General features: G+C 47.3%; 9 protein-coding genes. 8 read left to right on the forward strand and 1 reads right to left on the reverse strand.

The features are described 5' to 3' along the window. Window positions 1–69 precede the first annotated feature (69 nt). On the reverse strand, window positions 70–1,110 hold the full coding sequence (locus ACES2C_RS12950; protein ID WP_374163515.1) for a glycosyltransferase family 9 protein: 1,041 nt from the start codon (window positions 1,108–1,110) through the stop codon (window positions 70–72). Between the two features lie 335 nt (window positions 1,111–1,445). On the opposite strand from ACES2C_RS12950, the gene ACES2C_RS12955 reads away from it, so the two are divergent. The 8 genes from ACES2C_RS12955 (at window position 1,446) to ACES2C_RS12990 (ending at window position 16,462) form a co-directional block, all read left to right on the forward strand. Next, window positions 1,446–2,021: an RNA polymerase sigma factor gene (locus ACES2C_RS12955; protein WP_374163516.1), complete on the forward strand. Its 576-nt coding sequence runs from the start codon at window positions 1,446–1,448 to the stop codon at window positions 2,019–2,021. Between the two features lie 149 nt (window positions 2,022–2,170). Then, complete coding sequence (locus tag ACES2C_RS12960; protein ID WP_374163517.1) at window positions 2,171–3,355, forward strand: FecR family protein; 1,185 nt, start codon at window positions 2,171–2,173, stop codon at window positions 3,353–3,355. Between the two features lie 130 nt (window positions 3,356–3,485). Further along, window positions 3,486–6,857, forward strand: coding sequence for a TonB-dependent receptor (locus ACES2C_RS12965; RefSeq protein ID WP_374163518.1), 3,372 nt, complete (start codon window positions 3,486–3,488; stop codon window positions 6,855–6,857). A gap of 8 nt (window positions 6,858–6,865) precedes the next feature. Next, on the forward strand, window positions 6,866–8,497 hold the full coding sequence (locus ACES2C_RS12970) for a RagB/SusD family nutrient uptake outer membrane protein (RefSeq protein WP_374163519.1): 1,632 nt from the start codon (window positions 6,866–6,868) through the stop codon (window positions 8,495–8,497). A 32-nt stretch (window positions 8,498–8,529) separates the two neighbouring features. Further along, window positions 8,530–9,660, forward strand: a complete 1,131-nt coding sequence (locus ACES2C_RS12975) for a SusE domain-containing protein (RefSeq protein ID WP_374163520.1) — start codon at window positions 8,530–8,532, stop codon at window positions 9,658–9,660. Between the two features lie 49 nt (window positions 9,661–9,709). Next, window positions 9,710–10,873, forward strand: a complete 1,164-nt coding sequence (locus ACES2C_RS12980) for a glycoside hydrolase family 76 protein (protein WP_374163521.1) — start codon at window positions 9,710–9,712, stop codon at window positions 10,871–10,873. A 380-nt stretch (window positions 10,874–11,253) separates the two neighbouring features. After that, on the forward strand, window positions 11,254–14,793 hold the full coding sequence (locus ACES2C_RS12985) for a glycoside hydrolase family 2 TIM barrel-domain containing protein (RefSeq protein WP_374163522.1): 3,540 nt from the start codon (window positions 11,254–11,256) through the stop codon (window positions 14,791–14,793). A gap of 247 nt (window positions 14,794–15,040) precedes the next feature. Continuing rightward, window positions 15,041–16,462, forward strand: coding sequence for a glycoside hydrolase family 125 protein (locus tag ACES2C_RS12990; protein WP_374163523.1), 1,422 nt, complete (start codon window positions 15,041–15,043; stop codon window positions 16,460–16,462). The last annotated feature ends 18 nt before the right edge of the window (window positions 16,463–16,480 follow it).

Raw genomic sequence — 16,480 nt, forward strand, 5'->3', positions numbered from 1 at the left:
AAAGCAGTTGATTATTTTGCTGTTCAAAATTCTTTTAGGCAATCTTCTTAGTTTTCAGTGTTCTCTGCCTTAGCAGATATTTTCTGCTTTTAGCTTTTCTACTTCTTCAAATACCGCCTCCGGCGTTATTCCCTGCATGCAAATGTTGTTTTTGCACTGGCTGCTGAAGTGCTTTCCGTAGTAGCAGGGACTGCATAAAAGATTTGTGCCTTTCCAAAGGAATTTCACTCTGTCAAAGTTCTCTCCATAGTTGAACTCAAAGGGGTTGGTAGGCCCGAAAAGAGCAATAACATGCGGGTGCTGCGCCAGCACAGCCAGGTGAAAGGGCCCGCTGTCGTGCGTAATGACAAGGTCACTTTCTCTCATCAGCGACACCAGTTCCGGCAGATTCAGTTTTCCTACCGCATTCACTACCTTAATGTCCTCAAAATACGGTATGATCCATTCATCCGAATCAGCTCCTGATAGTATGACCTCGTAGTTTTGTTCTCCCAGAAACTTGGCCAGCCGTACGTAATTCTCTATTGGCCATCTTTTCAATGCCTGTTCCTGCAAGAGGTTTTTAGCTCCTCCCGGAGCAAGTATCACTCTTTTCACCTTGCGGTCTTGCAGTGGTTGAGTGCCTGGGGTGAGTGCTGCGCAGGGGATGGCATCCCGTGGAAATTGGATCACCGAGGGGTAGTTGTCGTCCATATCCAGAAAGAGGCGGACTCTCTCAAACGGGCGTGACCGCCCGGGGATCATTGAGGGACGCTCTCCTTCTCTGCTCAGTCTGACTTTGCGTTTGGATCGTACCAGAACCGTAAGAAAACGATAGCGGAAGTCTGGATGGAAAATAAGTACGTCCTCAAATTTCCGAAGCGCTATTTTTCGATGACACGACAACACCTCACCCAGTCGAACGGATATATTTTCGCTGAATAGCTTTTGTTCATCGAGGGTAATGATTTCATTTATATCAGGGATGTTTGCTAAAATAGGATAAACCACCTCGCCGCATATCCAGGTGATGTGCGCCTCGGGGAGTTTTTTCTTGATTTCTGAAACCACAGGCAGTGTCATGATGACATCGCCGATGGCACCTATTTTTACAATAAGAATTTTTTTCACTCTGTAAGTTTTACTTCTTATTTCTACCTCTGTCTATAAGAGCGCTTAGACCAGCTTTCGTGCCCCATTTCTCAGCATACTGGTTCAATGAATAGATGTATCAAAGGTAGAATGGCATGTTCGCCGTTCCCTATTTATACCGTTAAGAGGCCCGTATGTTTTGAAATACTCATTTTTTTGACGGTAATAGCGTTTGGTTATTTTCTTCGGCCGCTTCCAGATACAGTCATGAGCTGTACGCCTAAGCCGAAATGAAGGAGGATTAAATGTTCTTGGAGGCCTTAAAGAACAAGATACTTTCACAAAAACTTCGTGTACCTTTGTGTTTATTGAGGATGAGGAACTATAGCCAATTAAGCGATTTCGATTTAGCAGAGCTTTTGAGAGAGGGTAAGGAGTCCGCTTTTAGGGAAATCTATACGCGGTACTGGGATAAGCTATATGTGACAGCCAGGAAACGTCTTCACGATGAGGCTGAAGCCGAAGAGGTCGTTCAGGACATTTTCTGCAATCTATGGCGCAAACGTTTCTCGTTTTCATTGTCAAAGACCTTTGATCATTATTTCGCGGTAGCTGTTAAATTTGAAGTGATCAACAGGATGGCCAGAAAAGCCCGGCACACGCTCTTCGAGCAGGAGGCTCACAGAACCTTTTCCGACATGGATTATTCTACCCTCGAAGAGTTAAATCTGGCAGAATTAAAACGGCAGCTTGAATCTTCAATCAGTTCTCTGCCGGACAAATGCAGGATCGTCTTTCGACTAAAATATGAAAAGGACTATTCGCAGCGGGAAATAGCAGAAGAGCTCCAAATCTCAGAGAAAACGGTGGAAGCACATCTGGCAAAAGCACGAAAGGTCCTGAGAGGCAATTTTGGAAGTTTGCTGGGAATGCTCATCAGCCTGTTGTGATGTCGCGGAGACACTAAGGGACAGCATTCTCGCCTTAACCCTCCTTACGAAGAGCTAAAATGTTTTAAAAGCGCCAGAGGCGAAAAAAAGTGGCGACCGACTAAGGGAAATGCACCTCTTCGTTGGCTAATAGATAAACAGCCAATTTCATGACCTTACGGAAGAAGGAATCTATGTTACGTAATCTTGCCCGAAAATGGAAGGATGGCACGATCTCGGAAGAGGAGAAGGAAATATTCAATAAATGGTATGATTCTTTTGACGATTCTTTCCTTGAAGTTTCCACACCCGGGGCTCCTCAGGAAATAAGCGAGCGAATATACCGCAACATAGTCGCCAGGGAGAAGATCAGGAAAACCAGCTTTCTTTCATTCCGCGGTTATCTGCCAGTTAAAATAGCGGCAAGTGTTCTGTTCATTCTATCACTCACATTCTTTTTCTATTACATTTCTCAGCCGTTGCAGCAACAGCATACGCAGACGGAGAAGATGGCCGATGGGATAAGGCCAGGTGAAAACAAGGCAGTCCTCACTCTCCCCAACGGAGCAAGGGTCGTTTTAGACAGTGCAAAAAATAGGTTGCTGGCAAGCCGGGGAAATCTAACCGTCCGTCAAAGTCAGGCAGGTCAAATTGTCTTTCAATTGAACGGAACAGGCGTAAGAAGGACCGGTGCGAGAGCAGAATACAATACCATAAGTACTCCACGGGGAGGCCAGTACCAGATTGAACTTCCCGATGGGACCAGAGTTTGGCTGAATGCCGCCTCCAGTTTGAAGTTTCCAACCGTATTTGGGACTGACGAAAGAAGAGTAGAGTTAACAGGTGAAGCCTATTTTGAAGTGACCAAACTATGGAGGGTTGGCCGGGACTCAAAGCGTGTCCCATTTATCGTGGCGACGCAGGGGCAGGAAGTAAGGGTGCTCGGTACTCATTTCAATGTCAACGCTTATCCGGATGAGGGCGTAATAAGAACGACGCTCCTCGAAGGTGCCGTGAAGGTCTTCAAAGCCGGAACAGGGGAGTCGCGCCTGCTGCGACCAGGGCAACAACTTACTAACGGAAATACACTGGTGGTCGGAGATGTAGATGCTGAGCAGGAAATAGCCTGGCAAAAGGGCTACTTTATCTTTAACAACGAACCATGCGAAAGCGTGATGCGAAAGATTTCGCGCTGGTACGATGTCGATGTGGAGTACCGGGGAGACATCCGGAATAAGCGCTTTGGAGGCGCCATATCGAAATTCGAGCGGATCTCAGAAGTCCTCCGCATCATGGAACTCACAGGAACTATTCATTTTAAGATAGAGGAAAGGAGGATAATCGTCATGCCGTAAACACTACATTTTTACATCATAAGAGCGATGATTATCTGAACAACCGGGAACGATTAGGCCCGCTCCCGGTATAGAGTAGGTTAATCGTACGAGTCAAACTAACGCGTATTCTAATTAAACCTAAGATCAAATGTATAAAATTTGTACCGGACTGATACACGGTTACAGGAACCGTATTCCTCTTAAACTTCTGCTAGTCATGAAACTAACCATCATTGTACTTATGGCCGCATTTTTACAGGTGAGCGCTGCTTCTTACGCCCAGAAACTCAGCCTGTCAGAGCATAATGCAGCCATTGAAGATGTTTTCAGGAAGATCAAAAAGCAAACTGATTATGATTTTTTCTACGACACGGAGATGCTAAAGCAAAGCAAACCTGTAAGCATAACCGTAAAAAATGCGAGCATAGAGGAAGTGCTCGAAAAATGTTTTGTAGGCCAGGAACTTACCTATGTGATCGAACAGAAGACGATCGTGGTGCAGAGAAAACCAGCGCAGGCTCAGACGCTGTTATCCCGCCTCCCGATCGATGTTGCCGGCAGGGTAACAGACGAAAAGGGGGAAGCTCTTCCCGGAGTAAGTGTGAGGGTCAAGGGAGCCAGAGCCGGAACGAGTACCGACGTTAACGGGGCATTCAGAATTACAGTTCCGGATGGCGAGCAAATCCTGGTCTTTTCTTTTATCGGCTACGGAACTAAGGAGCTCGCCGTGAGGGGACAAACGAGGATAACTGTTCAGCTCGTTCCCGAGCAGAGGGCCCTGGAGGAAGTTGTAGTAGTGGGATACGGCACTCAGAAACGTGCAAGTGTAGTCGGAGCGGTCGATCAGGTCACCTCCGCTGCTATCGAAGGAAGACCATCTGTCAATACGACCCTCGCCCTGCAGGGTGTGTCTCCCAACCTGGTTGTGCAGCAACGGAATTCAGAACCCGGAGCAGGAGTGAACCTGAACGTGCGGGGAATCAGTACCATGGGGAATAATAGCCCGCTGGTGGTCATAGATGGGATCGTTGGAGGCGACATTAATCTGCTGAATCCCCTCGACATAGAAACAGTATCGGTCTTGAAGGATGCTGGAAGCGCCGCCATCTATGGCTCGCGCTCCGCCAACGGCGTCATCCTCGTCACGACGAAGAAAGGGAAAAAGAATTCACGCCCGGTGCTGACCTATAACGGACTAGCAGGTGTTAACAGTCCACATATGTTTTTTAAGCCAGTTAGCGCTTACGAGAACGCCATCTTAAGGAACGAATCTGCAGCGAATGCTGGATTAGGCACGGTGGTATACACGCCTGCCCAGATCAGGGCTTTTAAGGAAGAGGGCGATAATGAATGGTTTGTTAATTCAATCTTACAGGACGCCTGGCAGCAGAATCACAATGTGAGTGTAAGCGGAGGAGGCGAAACGTCGACCTACATGGTTTCAATGGGATATACAGACCAGGCAAGTAACTTCGTTGGACCGCGTAAAGGACTGAGGCGATATAACTACAGGGTGAACTTGACCAACGAATACGGACGACTCAAGTTTAATTCCATCCTCGCCTATACACGGAGCGACATCAGGGACCATTCTTCATCTACAGGGACCCTCATGGTAGATGCAGCGCGAGTACCCCTCAATTACAGACTAAAAGATGATGAGGGCCGCTATCTTACGAACGATGTCTTGCAGGAGTTTAACCCCCTCGGCGTACTGGAAAAAGGAGGTTATCGTAAATCTGACGATGACAATGTCTTTGGTAGTCTGAGTGCAGAGCTTTCTGTATCTAAATTTCTTAAACTGAAGGGCGTTTTCGGCGGAAGCCTTTATTCCAATCACCGCTTTGAAAGAACCCTTCCGGTCGACTATTTTCCGAAAGGAGTTTCAGGCGCTAATACCAATGTGAATGACGAGAGTCGCAAAACCCTGGACCTGAACACTCAGTTTCTTGCCCAGTTCACCCATACGTTTAACAAGAGACATGACGTAGATCTGTTAGTCGGCGTTTCTAACGAAAACCATGACGAAAGAGGAGTGAAGCTGCAGCGTATAAAAACTGACCCCGATCTGGGAGTGCCAACTTCCGAAACAGAGATCAATCTTCAGGAGACCAGGAATTCCAATCAGGGGGCGGGCGAGAACAGCTTAAATTCCCTCTTTGGAAGAGCCTCGTATTCCTACCAGAATAAATACTATGCCGAGTTTAATTTTCGTTACGACGGATCATCGAAATTCAGAAAGGATAACCGCTGGGGATTCTTTCCTGCCGGATCTGTAGGATACCGCCTGACGGAAGAGAAGTTCATGCAAAGGTATCACGAAAAGATAGGCGACCTGAAGCTCCGTGCTTCTTATGGGCTTGTCGGAAACCAAAACGTGGGGAACTTCCAGTACCAGACTACTTTTTTCTCCTTTGGCCCTGCTTACGGATATAATAACAAGGAGGTGTATGCCACGGGATTTAATTTTGCTAATCCCGATCTGCGTTGGGAGAAGGCGGCAACCTTCAACGCGGGAGCTGATTTTAGTTTCTTCCGTAACGCTCTTACTTATTCTTTTGACTACTTCAGCAAGCTCACCACCGATATTCTGGTCAAGCCGCAGGTGCCCGGTGTTTTTGGTACTGACCTGCCCGACTTTAATGCCGGTAAAGTACGCAACCGGGGCTGGGAAATGGCTGTTACGTATCGTCGGTCCGGGAAGCAGTTAAGGCACATGGTATCCCTGAATCTGGGCGACACCAAGAATAAGGTGCTCTATTTTGAAGGAAGTGAAAATCTGCCACGCGTAGACGAGCTTCGTTATCTTCAAATGACTGGATACCCGTTTAAGTCATATGTAGGGTATAAGCGCGACGGGTACTTTCAAAACATCGACGAAGTCAATAGGGGAGCAAAGCCCTCCGGTTTGAATGTTCAGCCCGGGGATAACCGGTACGTCGACGTTAATCAGGATGGTGTGATCGACGATAACGATCTTTTTGTGTTTGGGAATCCTTTTCCTCGCCTCACCTTTGGTGCAACCTATAACGTGGGATTCAGGGGATTTGACCTGAACGTATTTTTTCAGGGAGTAGGAAAGCGGACGATGATGCTGCGTGGCGAGCTCGTGGAGCCCTTCCATGTGAATTACGGAAGAACGATGTATCAGCATCAGCTGGATTACTGGACACCAATGAACCCAGATGCCCGTTACCCGCGTCTGGCAGATGACGGAAGCGCTTCGAACACGAACAACTTCGACAGAGGCTCTGATATGTACCTGTACAGCGGATCCTATGTGCGGCTCAAGAATGTACAACTCGGTTATACGCTTCCTCAGCAAATTTCTAAAAAGCTTGGGCTTCAGAAGCTTCGTGCTTACCTCTCAGGCCAGAACCTCTTTACCTGGTCGGCTGTGAAGTTTGTCGATCCCGAGCTGACTGAGTTTAACAGTAATTTAAGTAATGAAGGAGGCAACAGTGGACGGGCTTATCCCACACTGGTTTATTATGGTTTTGGTTTAGACGTTACTTTTTAATACCGATTATGAAAAGAATCAACATGAAGAGGGTTGCCCTCTTCGCGATAATCTTCACCCTCGCTGCGGGATGTAAAAAGCTCGACCTCGCTCCTGAAGACAGGTTCACCGATCTGACCTACTGGAGCTCACCGGCTAAGGCGTTGAGCATGTTAAATACGGCCTATTCCCAGATTTATAACACCGACAATTTTTTCTACAATGAAGCGCTTTCTGATAATGCTTACAGCCGCAATGACGTGTCGGGCTCCAATTCAATTGCTACCGGTGCGTACGATGCCTCGCTAAGCAGGCTGAAGAATGAATGGAATGATCACTATAAGGGAATTAAGTCGTGCAACCTCTTACTCTCAAATATTGACAAGGTCCCGCAAATGGATGAGACGCTTAAAAACAGAATGAAGGCGGAAGCCAGGTTGTTAAGAGCCTTCCAGTACTTTCAGCTGATGACCTGGTTTGGCGGCGTTCCTCTGTTCGATAAAGATATCGACATTAATACGGCAAGAAGCATACAGCGCAGCCCCAGGGCGGAGGTGCTCGATTTTATCCTGAAAGAGCTCGACCTTGCTGTTGGCGACCTGCCCACAAACACCACGCTTCCTGAGGCAGAAAGAGGCAGATTGACGAAGGGTGCCGCTATAGCCTTAAAGGCGCGCGTCTTACTTTATGAGAGTCGCTGGCAGGAAGCTGCTGATTTATGTCAAAAGCTAATTGGCGGCACCGAGTATGGAACGTATTCTTTATTTCCTTCTTACGAAGGTGTTTTCCTTCCTCAAAACGAGTATAACAGCGAAGTGATCCTCGACATTGAGTTCGTACCGGTGAAGCGCGCCTGGGGAACCTTTTTCGATCTGGCACCTATTTCAGCCGGAGCGAGGTTAAACGCAATGGCACCAACCCAGGAGCTGGTTGATAGCTATATGATGCTGAACGGGAAGAGGATCAATGAGAGCGGGTCGGGATACAATGAGAGCGATCCATACAAAAACCGTGATCCCAGGCTGAGTTATACAGTCGTTTATCATGGCTACAACTGGAAGAATGAAGATGGCAGCACGCGCACCATATACATCAGACCAGGATCTGATCCTTCATCTGCCAAAACGGACGAATATTCGCCAGGCTCGTCAAAAACTCCTACCGGCTATTATCTCCGGAAGTACTTTGACCCCACTCATGACAACAATCTCTCCTCGGGACTGAACCTCATCCTGATCCGGTATGCTGATGTTCTTCTGATGTATGCCGAAGCTAAGAATGAACTGTCGAAGCTGGATGAAAGTGCATGGAACCAGACGGTTAAAGCGCTGCGCAGCAGGGCTGGTTTTACAGATGCGGCCGCCCTCAACTATAATAATGCCTGGAGCCAGGAAGACCTCCGACAGATTATCAGAAATGAACGAAGAGTAGAGCTGGCAATGGAAGGTCAGCGGATCTTCGATATCAGACGCTGGAAGATCGCTGAGACAGTCCTGAATGGCTGGGTGCATGGAGCCAAATATGGGCCTGCCAATGAAGATAATGGGTACATACGTGCCAGCCTGAGAAATTTCGATAAGGGCAAGCACTACCTATGGCCCGTGCCGAGGGAAGAAAGAAGCATTAACCCTAATCTTTCTCAAAATCCAGGTTGGAACTAAACGAATTCTTTATAACACTAAATATCCATAGCATGAAAAAGAATATAATTCATATAGTAATCTCTTGCTTATCACTGCTGGTTTTTCTGGCTAGCTGCAAAAAGGACGATAAGCTTGATCATACACGAGTAAGTGCAGTAGAAAACCTTTATGCTCCTGCTGATAACTCAAACGTTTTTGTATCAGGACAGGGATCTGTGACGTTTGAATGGGAGCAGGCAAGGGCGGAAGATAACGGGGTAGTACTCTATGAAGTTCTTTTCGACAAGCCCGACGGCGATTTTTCTAATCCTCTATACTCGCTCGCATCCGACGGAAACGGCTATCAGCGTTCATTAACCATGAGCTACGGTGATCTTACTAAGGTGGCCGCAGCTGCCGGTATAAAACCAAGCAGCGCCGGGAAAATAAAATGGACCGTACGCTCGTCAAAAGGACTGGAAGTGCAGAAGACTGCAGTCGCCCGGACTCTCGAAATCGAGCGACCTCAGGGATTCTCGCCCGCCCCTTCAACCGTTTATCTGACTGGTACCGCCACAGAAGGAGGCGACGATCTTAGCAAAGCAATTGCCATGAAGAAGACAGGCGACGGTACCTTTGAAATCTACACCTCTTTAAAGGCCGGTACTTATCATCTGGCAGAAAGAAATAGCGGTAATCCGGCAACCTACTCCATTGATGGGCAAAAGATCAATGAAGCCGGAAATACAACTGTGGCTGGCGACAGTAAAGTTTACCGTATCCGGTTAAATTTTAACAATGCAAGTGCAGAATTTTCAGAGATTGTGTCGCTGGGCCTTTGGTTTGCTCCCGATAACAGGATATGGTTTCAGCTGCCATATGCGGGAGGAAGCTCCTGGGAGATCAAGAATGCACCCGTTGCATTTAAACAGGAGTCATGGGGTAGAGACGAGCGGTATAAGTTTAAGTTTGTTGTTAAAAATTCAGCAGGAGCGAGCACAGAGGAGTGGTACGGAAGTGCAAACCGAGATAACCAGAGACCGACCGATGCCTCCCCTGCATCCTATTGGTATATGCTGCCGGTTAGCAATAATCAGTGGGATAACTGCTTTAAATTCAACGGGAACGCAGATAATAAAAATTGTGATATCAAGGTCACTTTCAACTCATCTGCTTACACGCACTCAGTGACGGTAAAATAGTTGTGGATTATTCCTCCTGCTACGGCAGGGGGAATACTAATTTCAAATTATGAAAACAAGGACAATTCGCTACATGCTTTCAGCGGGTATAGGCGCAGTCGTATTTATGATCACCGCCTGTTCCAAAGAGGAGGGGTACCCGCTCTACTCAAATAATACACATAAGATTGACTATACGTACTCTGCTACCGCTGATTCAATGCAAGAGGTGACTTATAGCACATACAAGTCGGGCGATGGGAAGTATTTTTTGCAGGATAACAATGGCAATACCGGCTTCAATTATTGGTGGCAGGCACATATGATGGATGTATTTGTCGACGCTTATGCCAGAACTTCTAACGATGGTTATAAACCGAAGATGACAAGCCTCTTAAATGGTATCAAAGAGAAAAATGGTGGCACCTTTATTAACGAATATTACGACGACATGGAATGGCTGGCTCTTGCCTGCCTCCGCGTATTTGGTACCACCAATGATAATACTTTTAAGGCCACCGCTGATCTTCTTTGGACGGATATAAAAACAGGGTGGACCAGCCTTGCTGGCGGAGGCTTAATGTGGCGAAAAAGCTCGCCTGAATCAAAAAATGCCTGCGCAAACGCACCTGCTTCTATTCTTGGAGCGCGCATGTATGCACTTTCGAAGAATTCTGACGACCTGGAATGGGCAAAAAGAATCTATGCCTGGCAAAAGGCCAACCTGGTTGACCCGAATAACGGCATCGTGTGGGATAACCTGAAAGTGGAGGGAGGTAATATCGTCAAGAATACCGACTGGAAGTTTACCTATAATCAGGGTACTTATATTGGCGCCGCCCTTGAACTGTACCACGCTACGAAAGAGCGAGCGTACCTGTCTGACGCGATGCGGACCGCCAATACGTGTATGAATAGTCGCGATATCAATACCTCTGGTCTTCTAAAAAGCGAAAATCAGGGCGACGGAGGCTTATTCAAGGGTATTTTAATCAGGTATCTCGCCTTATTAGTTCAGGAGCCCGATCTGAACGACACAGACCGCGGAAATCTGGCGCGCTTTTTAAAGTTTAACGCAGAAACGTTTTATACTAAAGGGCTGGCAAGACCATCCATGCTCTCCGGCCCGGACTGGGGCAACAAGGCACAAGGCTCAATTGATCTCTCAACCCAGTTGAGCGGACTGATGCTGATGGAAGCAGCAGCGACTCTGAAAAAAACGGAGGTGTTTTAAGTCTCTGCGCTGAAGCAATGGTTGTTCACCTGTAGAGGCGCTGACAAATTCTTCCTGGTTGTGTATTCAAGCGCAAAGAAAGACAGATACAGGTAACATACATCGGGAAACACCCAAGGGCTCTGTAGTTTTACCGGGCTCACTCGCCCTGAATGCGTGCATTGCCGTAACGTTTTAGTACGGAAAAGAAAGGGAAGGCCAATAAAGTGCCTTCCCTCTTTGTACTAGGTTTTGCTAAACCGATAGATGAGGCTATATTTGTCATAACTCCCCGACGCATCAAAAAACCTGGGGGAGGGAAACAGAAATATCACACTTATACCGAAGCTCATCTAATGAAATTTTATCTCTTATTGTTGTCCACTTTAGCATTTTTATCTATGGTGCCATTCTCGGATATAAATGCGCAGACGTTTGAAAAGGACGCTTATTATAAGTTAGTCGCCAGGAACAAGATGGTTGTTGACAACCGAGCGGCGCAGGAGAACAATTCGAACCTTTATCTCGCAGAGGCAGCATCTGCCAGCGCAGATCAGGTCTGGATGATTACCCCCGCCGGAAATGGTGCCTATACTATCGCCAGCCCGGTGAGTTTCAAAAGTATTGACAATGGCAATAAGACAACAGGAGCTGGGAATGCCGTCGTTCTGTGGGATAAGAACAGCGATAATCCTAATCAGCAATGGAAGTTTCAAAAGAAGCCGAACGGGAAGTTTATCATCTCCTCGGTTTCCAGCGGCTATAACCTGACGCACCGCCTCTCGGGAACGCAACAAAGACTCTTTCAAATGCCAGCCGATGATAACAGTGAGGAGCAGGAGTGGGAACTTAAAAAAGTGAGCGGTAAGATTAAAATCGAGCGAAGAGCAGGGCTGACTGAATGGGAAAACGAGGAGATATTCGGTGTCAACAAGGAGCGCCCTCACGTCCCTTATATACCATTCCCTTCTGTAGAGAGTTTGAAAAAAGATCCATCCTTTGATCAGCCATGGCAGAAAACTCAGTCTCCCTACTACCAGCTGCTGAATGGGACATGGAAGTTCAACTGGGTAAAACAGCCCTCAGAAAGACCTGTGGACTTTTATAAGCCTGAATTTGATGTTTCGGGGTGGAAAGACGTTACCGTTCCATCTAACTGGGAAATGCTGGGGTATGGCACGCCCATCTACACCAACATCACCTATCCTTTCAAAAATGATCCTCCGTTTATCAAGTCGCAGGCAGGATACACCAATGAAAAGGAGCCCAATCCAGTTGGGTCCTATCGCAGAAGTTTTTCTATCCCGGATGACTGGGCGGGTAAAGAAATATACGTGCGGTTCGAAGGTGTTTACAGCGCAATGTACCTCTGGGTGAATGGCAGGAAAGTTGGCTACAGCGAGGGTGCCAATAACGTTGCAGAATTTAACCTGACAAGCTTCGTAAAAACGGGGGATAATACATTAGCCGTGGAAGTCTATCGCTGGAGCGACGGAAGTTACCTGGAAGATCAGGATATGTTCCGCCTGAGCGGCATTCATCGCGATGTTGCTCTTTTTGCTCTTCCTAAAACTCATATAAGAGACTACTATTTAAGATCGGACCTCGCGGCAGAAGACCTTTCGGTGGCAACAGTGAAGCTGGATGCGCGGGTTCTGAATGCCGACAGAGCGAATTTTAAAGGCGGCGAGATCAATCTCTCCCTTCTCGATCCGCAGGGGAAGGAGGTGCTTGCAGTTAAAGAGCCTGTACAAGTCTTAAAGCAAAACAGCGAGGAAACTTATGTATTAACAGGCAAGGTTACCAAACCGCAGTTATGGTCTGCTGAGACTCCCAATCTGTACACTGCAATTATAACGCTGAACGATGCTGAAGGAAATGTTTTGGAGGTGGTCTCATCCAGGGTGGGCATCCGGAAAGTGGAAATTCGCAATAAACGCGTGTATGTTAACGGCAGACAGGTATTCTTTAAGGGGACAAACCGCCACGATATTCATCCTAAATACGGTAAAGCCGTACCTGTAGAATCGATGCTCGATGACATCAGGCTGATGAAGAGATCCAACATCAATACAATCAGGACGAGCCACTATCCCAACGACCCGAAGATGTACGCCATGTTCGATTACTTTGGGCTATATACCATGTCGGAGGCTGACCTCGAGTGCCATGGCAACAACTCCCTTAGCTCAAACCCTTCGTGGCTGCCTGCCTTTGTGGATCGCAATATCAGAAATGTAGAGGAACACAAGAACCATCCATCCGTCATCTTCTGGTCCATGGGAAATGAGAGTGGTGCCGGAGATAACTTTAATGCCGTCTACAAGGAAATTAAGAAGATTGACAGCTCCTTTATCGTTCATTACGAAGGAAAGAATACAGCGGCCGATATAGACTCAAGGATGTATCCGTCTGTCGATGATATGGCTAAAACAGACAAGCAGGAAAGTAACAAGCCGTTTTTCCTTTGCGAGTACGCTCATGCGATGGGGAATGCTATCGGTAACCTTCCTGAGTACTGGGACTACATTGAGAATAAATCCGAAAGAATGATCGGAGCCTGTATCTGGGATTGGGTAGACCAGGGAATTAATAAGCCGGGGGAACCAGCCGATCGGTATTATTTTGGGGGAGATTTTGGAGACAAGCCAAACGACTTTGACTTCTGCAACAATGGGATCACTACCCCTGACAGACGCATCACCGCCAAGATGCAGGAAGTAAGAAAGGTGTATCAATATATCAGAATGGCGCCGGTAGACCTTTCCATCGGGAGTGTGAAGATCACTAACAGGTACGACTTCCTCAATCTCAGGAACTTTGATTTGAAATGGGAAGTGTTGCAAGACGGAAGGATTATTGATTCAGGGGTAGTGGTCCCTCAGGACGTCAGACCCGATGAATCGGTGGAGTTGGTATTGCCCTATAGCAACAGGTTTGAGAATAATAGTGAGTATTTCCTGAACGTTCAGTTCCGGACCTTAAAGGAACAGTCCTGGGCCCCGGCTGGATGGGTAGTAGCTTCTGACCAGTTCCCGTTAAACAGCAGGCCTTCAATTGCCGCTCTGGATACTGCAGGCGTTGAGCGCCTCTACGCCTCTCAGAGGGAAAATATTGTAAATATATCGGGCAGCGACTCCAATATTCAATTCGACAGGAACACCGGTACTCTCATCTCATTAAAATATAACCGAAAGGAAATGATCGATCAGGGAAAAGGGCTTTCTCTAAACTGGTACAGGAGTATCAATAACGATGCTAGAAAATATATCGAGCCTAAGATTGAGCTTGACGGCTTTACATTCCTCCCCGTCAATGAAGGGAAACAAGTGGTTGTGAGAACCCGTTACAAGGCAGTCTTAGCCGGAGAGAAGCCCGGCGTGCTTGCCTACACGGTAAACTACCTGATATCACCGGGCGGAATTATAGACGTAGATGTAACGTTCGACAACACCAGAGACACCTACAGGGTTCCAAGGCTGGGTCTCCAGATGGCCCTTATTCCTGATATGGACAATGTGCAGTGGTACGGCCGGGGACCGCAGGAAAACTATGCAGACCGTAAGGCAGCGGCCTATTTTGGAATTTATTCTTCCGCTATCGACCAAATGGGAGAGTGGTACACCAGAGCCCAGAGTATGGGTAACCGCGAAGATGTGCGCTGGCTGAAAATTACAGACAAGAACAACGAGGGTATCAGGATCTGGTCGAAGGACAAGCTGAACTTTTCGGCTCTGCACTATACAGATCAGGACCTGTGGACTGCAGTTCATGGATTCCGGTTGCCCGAAATCAGAAAGCCTGAGACAATTCTTTCCCTTGACTACTTACAGAGGGGCATTGGGAATGCCAGCTGTGGACCCGGACCGCTAAGTAAATACGAGATCCCTTCAGATGCCTCCAACTCCTATTCGTTCAGGATAGAGAGAAGCTGGAATTAGATAAGCGCAGGCTGAAATGCCGGGGCGCTTCCTTTACAATGCCGGATGCAAAGGGGTTCTTCATGACTGACACCTGCCCCGGCATTGCGATTTAAGATTTTGTAAAAAAAATGTTGAAGTGCTTAGCTAAATCAATTTAGTTATGTAAGTTTGAGAAACGGATGTTTTACCAATTATAATATGTGCCGATGAAAAGCCGGTCCAGTCGTAAACTGATTCCTCAACGAAGTTCAAACTCACAAAAGATATGAAAAGAAGAACCTTTATAAAAAGTGCAGGAGCACTGGGAGCAAGCTACGTTCTCGCTAATAATTTTGCTTTTGCTATGCCTCCGGCCTTTCCGGTAGTCAGGACAGAGCCGTCAAAACGGAAGTTTACCAGCAAGGCCGTGGAAAAAGCGATTGCAGAGTTTAAAAAGAATGTAAAGAATCCCGAGCTGGGCTGGCTGTTTGAAAACTGTTTTCCTAATACCCTTGATACCACTGTCTTCCACTCTGTCAAGGATGGCAAGCCGGATACATATGTCATTACCGGAGATATTGATGCTATGTGGATGCGCGACAGCAGCGCACAGGTATGGCCCTATATGCAGTTTGTTAAGCAGGATAAAGCCCTTCAGCAGCTTATTGCAGGCGTCATTAACAGGCAGACTTCTTATGTTCTGAAGGACCCTTATGCCAATGCTTTCTATCATGACGCCGACAAGAAAGGGGAGTGGTCTACCGACCACACCGACATGAAGCCTGGTGTTCACGAAAGGAAATGGGAAATTGATTCGCTTTGCTATCCAATCCGTCTTGCCTATCACTACTGGAAATCAACAGGCGATACCCAGCCTTTTGATCAGCAATGGCAGCAGGCGATAAAACTGATCCTGAAGACGTTTAAGGAACAGCAAAAGAAAGACAACTGGGGCCCTTACAAATTTCAGCGTACCACTCCAAAAGCTTCCGACACCCAGCCTATGGCAGGTTATGGCTTTCCTGTCAAGCCGGTTGGCCTCATCTGTTCAGCCTTCCGCCCAAGCGACGACGCCACTCTTTATCAATTCCTGATACCTTCCAATTTTTTTGCAGTCGTAAGTTTAAAAGAAGCGTCAGAAATGATGACGACGATAGCGCGCGACACCGCTACGGCGGCTCAGTTAACCAGCCTGGCGACCGAAGTAGAGAGCGCTTTGCAGCAGTATGCAAGCTTCGATCATAAAAAATATGGAAAAGTATACGCGTTTGAGGTGGACGGGTTCGGAAATCAGTTGTTCATGGACGATGCCAATGTGCCGAGTCTCATGTCCTTACCTTACCTGGGTGCAGTTTCAAAGAGTGATCAGGTATATCAGAACACCCGCAAGCTGATCTGGTCTCACGATAATCCTTATTTCTATACCGGTTCTGCCGGCGAAGGAATTGGAGGCCCGCATGTGGAGAGGGATGGCATGATATGGCCGATGAGTATTATCATGCGCGGACTGACCAGCGACGATGACGCTGAAATCAAAAGATGCGTGGAGGTGCTGAGCAAGACACATGGCGGAACGGGCCTGATGCATGAGACTTTCTATAAAGACGACCCGAAAAAATTTACCAGATCGTGGTTTGCATGGGCGAATACTCTTTTTGGGGAGTTTTTATGGAAGACATATAAAGAAAGGCCTCACCTGCTCGCATAGGCAGGCTTCTTAAGAATC

Origin of the sequence: Arcticibacter sp. MXS-1, from assembly GCF_041902385.1 — a bacterium.
GTDB lineage: Bacteria > Bacteroidota > Bacteroidia > Sphingobacteriales > Sphingobacteriaceae > Arcticibacter.

Bases quoted from the DNA above. Each gene is read 5' to 3' on its own strand.
- ACES2C_RS12955 (WP_374163516.1), top strand. From the start codon at position 1,446: ATGAGGAACTATAGCCAATTAAGCGATTTCGATTTAGCAGAGCTTTTG.
- ACES2C_RS12960 (WP_374163517.1), top strand. From the start codon at position 2,171: ATGACCTTACGGAAGAAGGAATCTATGTTACGTAATCTTGCCCGAAAA.
- ACES2C_RS12965 (WP_374163518.1), top strand. From the start codon at position 3,486: ATGTATAAAATTTGTACCGGACTGATACACGGTTACAGGAACCGTATT.
- ACES2C_RS12970 (WP_374163519.1), top strand. From the start codon at position 6,866: ATGAAAAGAATCAACATGAAGAGGGTTGCCCTCTTCGCGATAATCTTC.
- ACES2C_RS12975 (WP_374163520.1), top strand. From the start codon at position 8,530: ATGAAAAAGAATATAATTCATATAGTAATCTCTTGCTTATCACTGCTG.
- ACES2C_RS12980 (WP_374163521.1), top strand. From the start codon at position 9,710: ATGAAAACAAGGACAATTCGCTACATGCTTTCAGCGGGTATAGGCGCA.
- ACES2C_RS12985 (WP_374163522.1), top strand. From the start codon at position 11,254: ATGGTGCCATTCTCGGATATAAATGCGCAGACGTTTGAAAAGGACGCT.
- ACES2C_RS12990 (WP_374163523.1), top strand. From the start codon at position 15,041: ATGAAAAGAAGAACCTTTATAAAAAGTGCAGGAGCACTGGGAGCAAGC.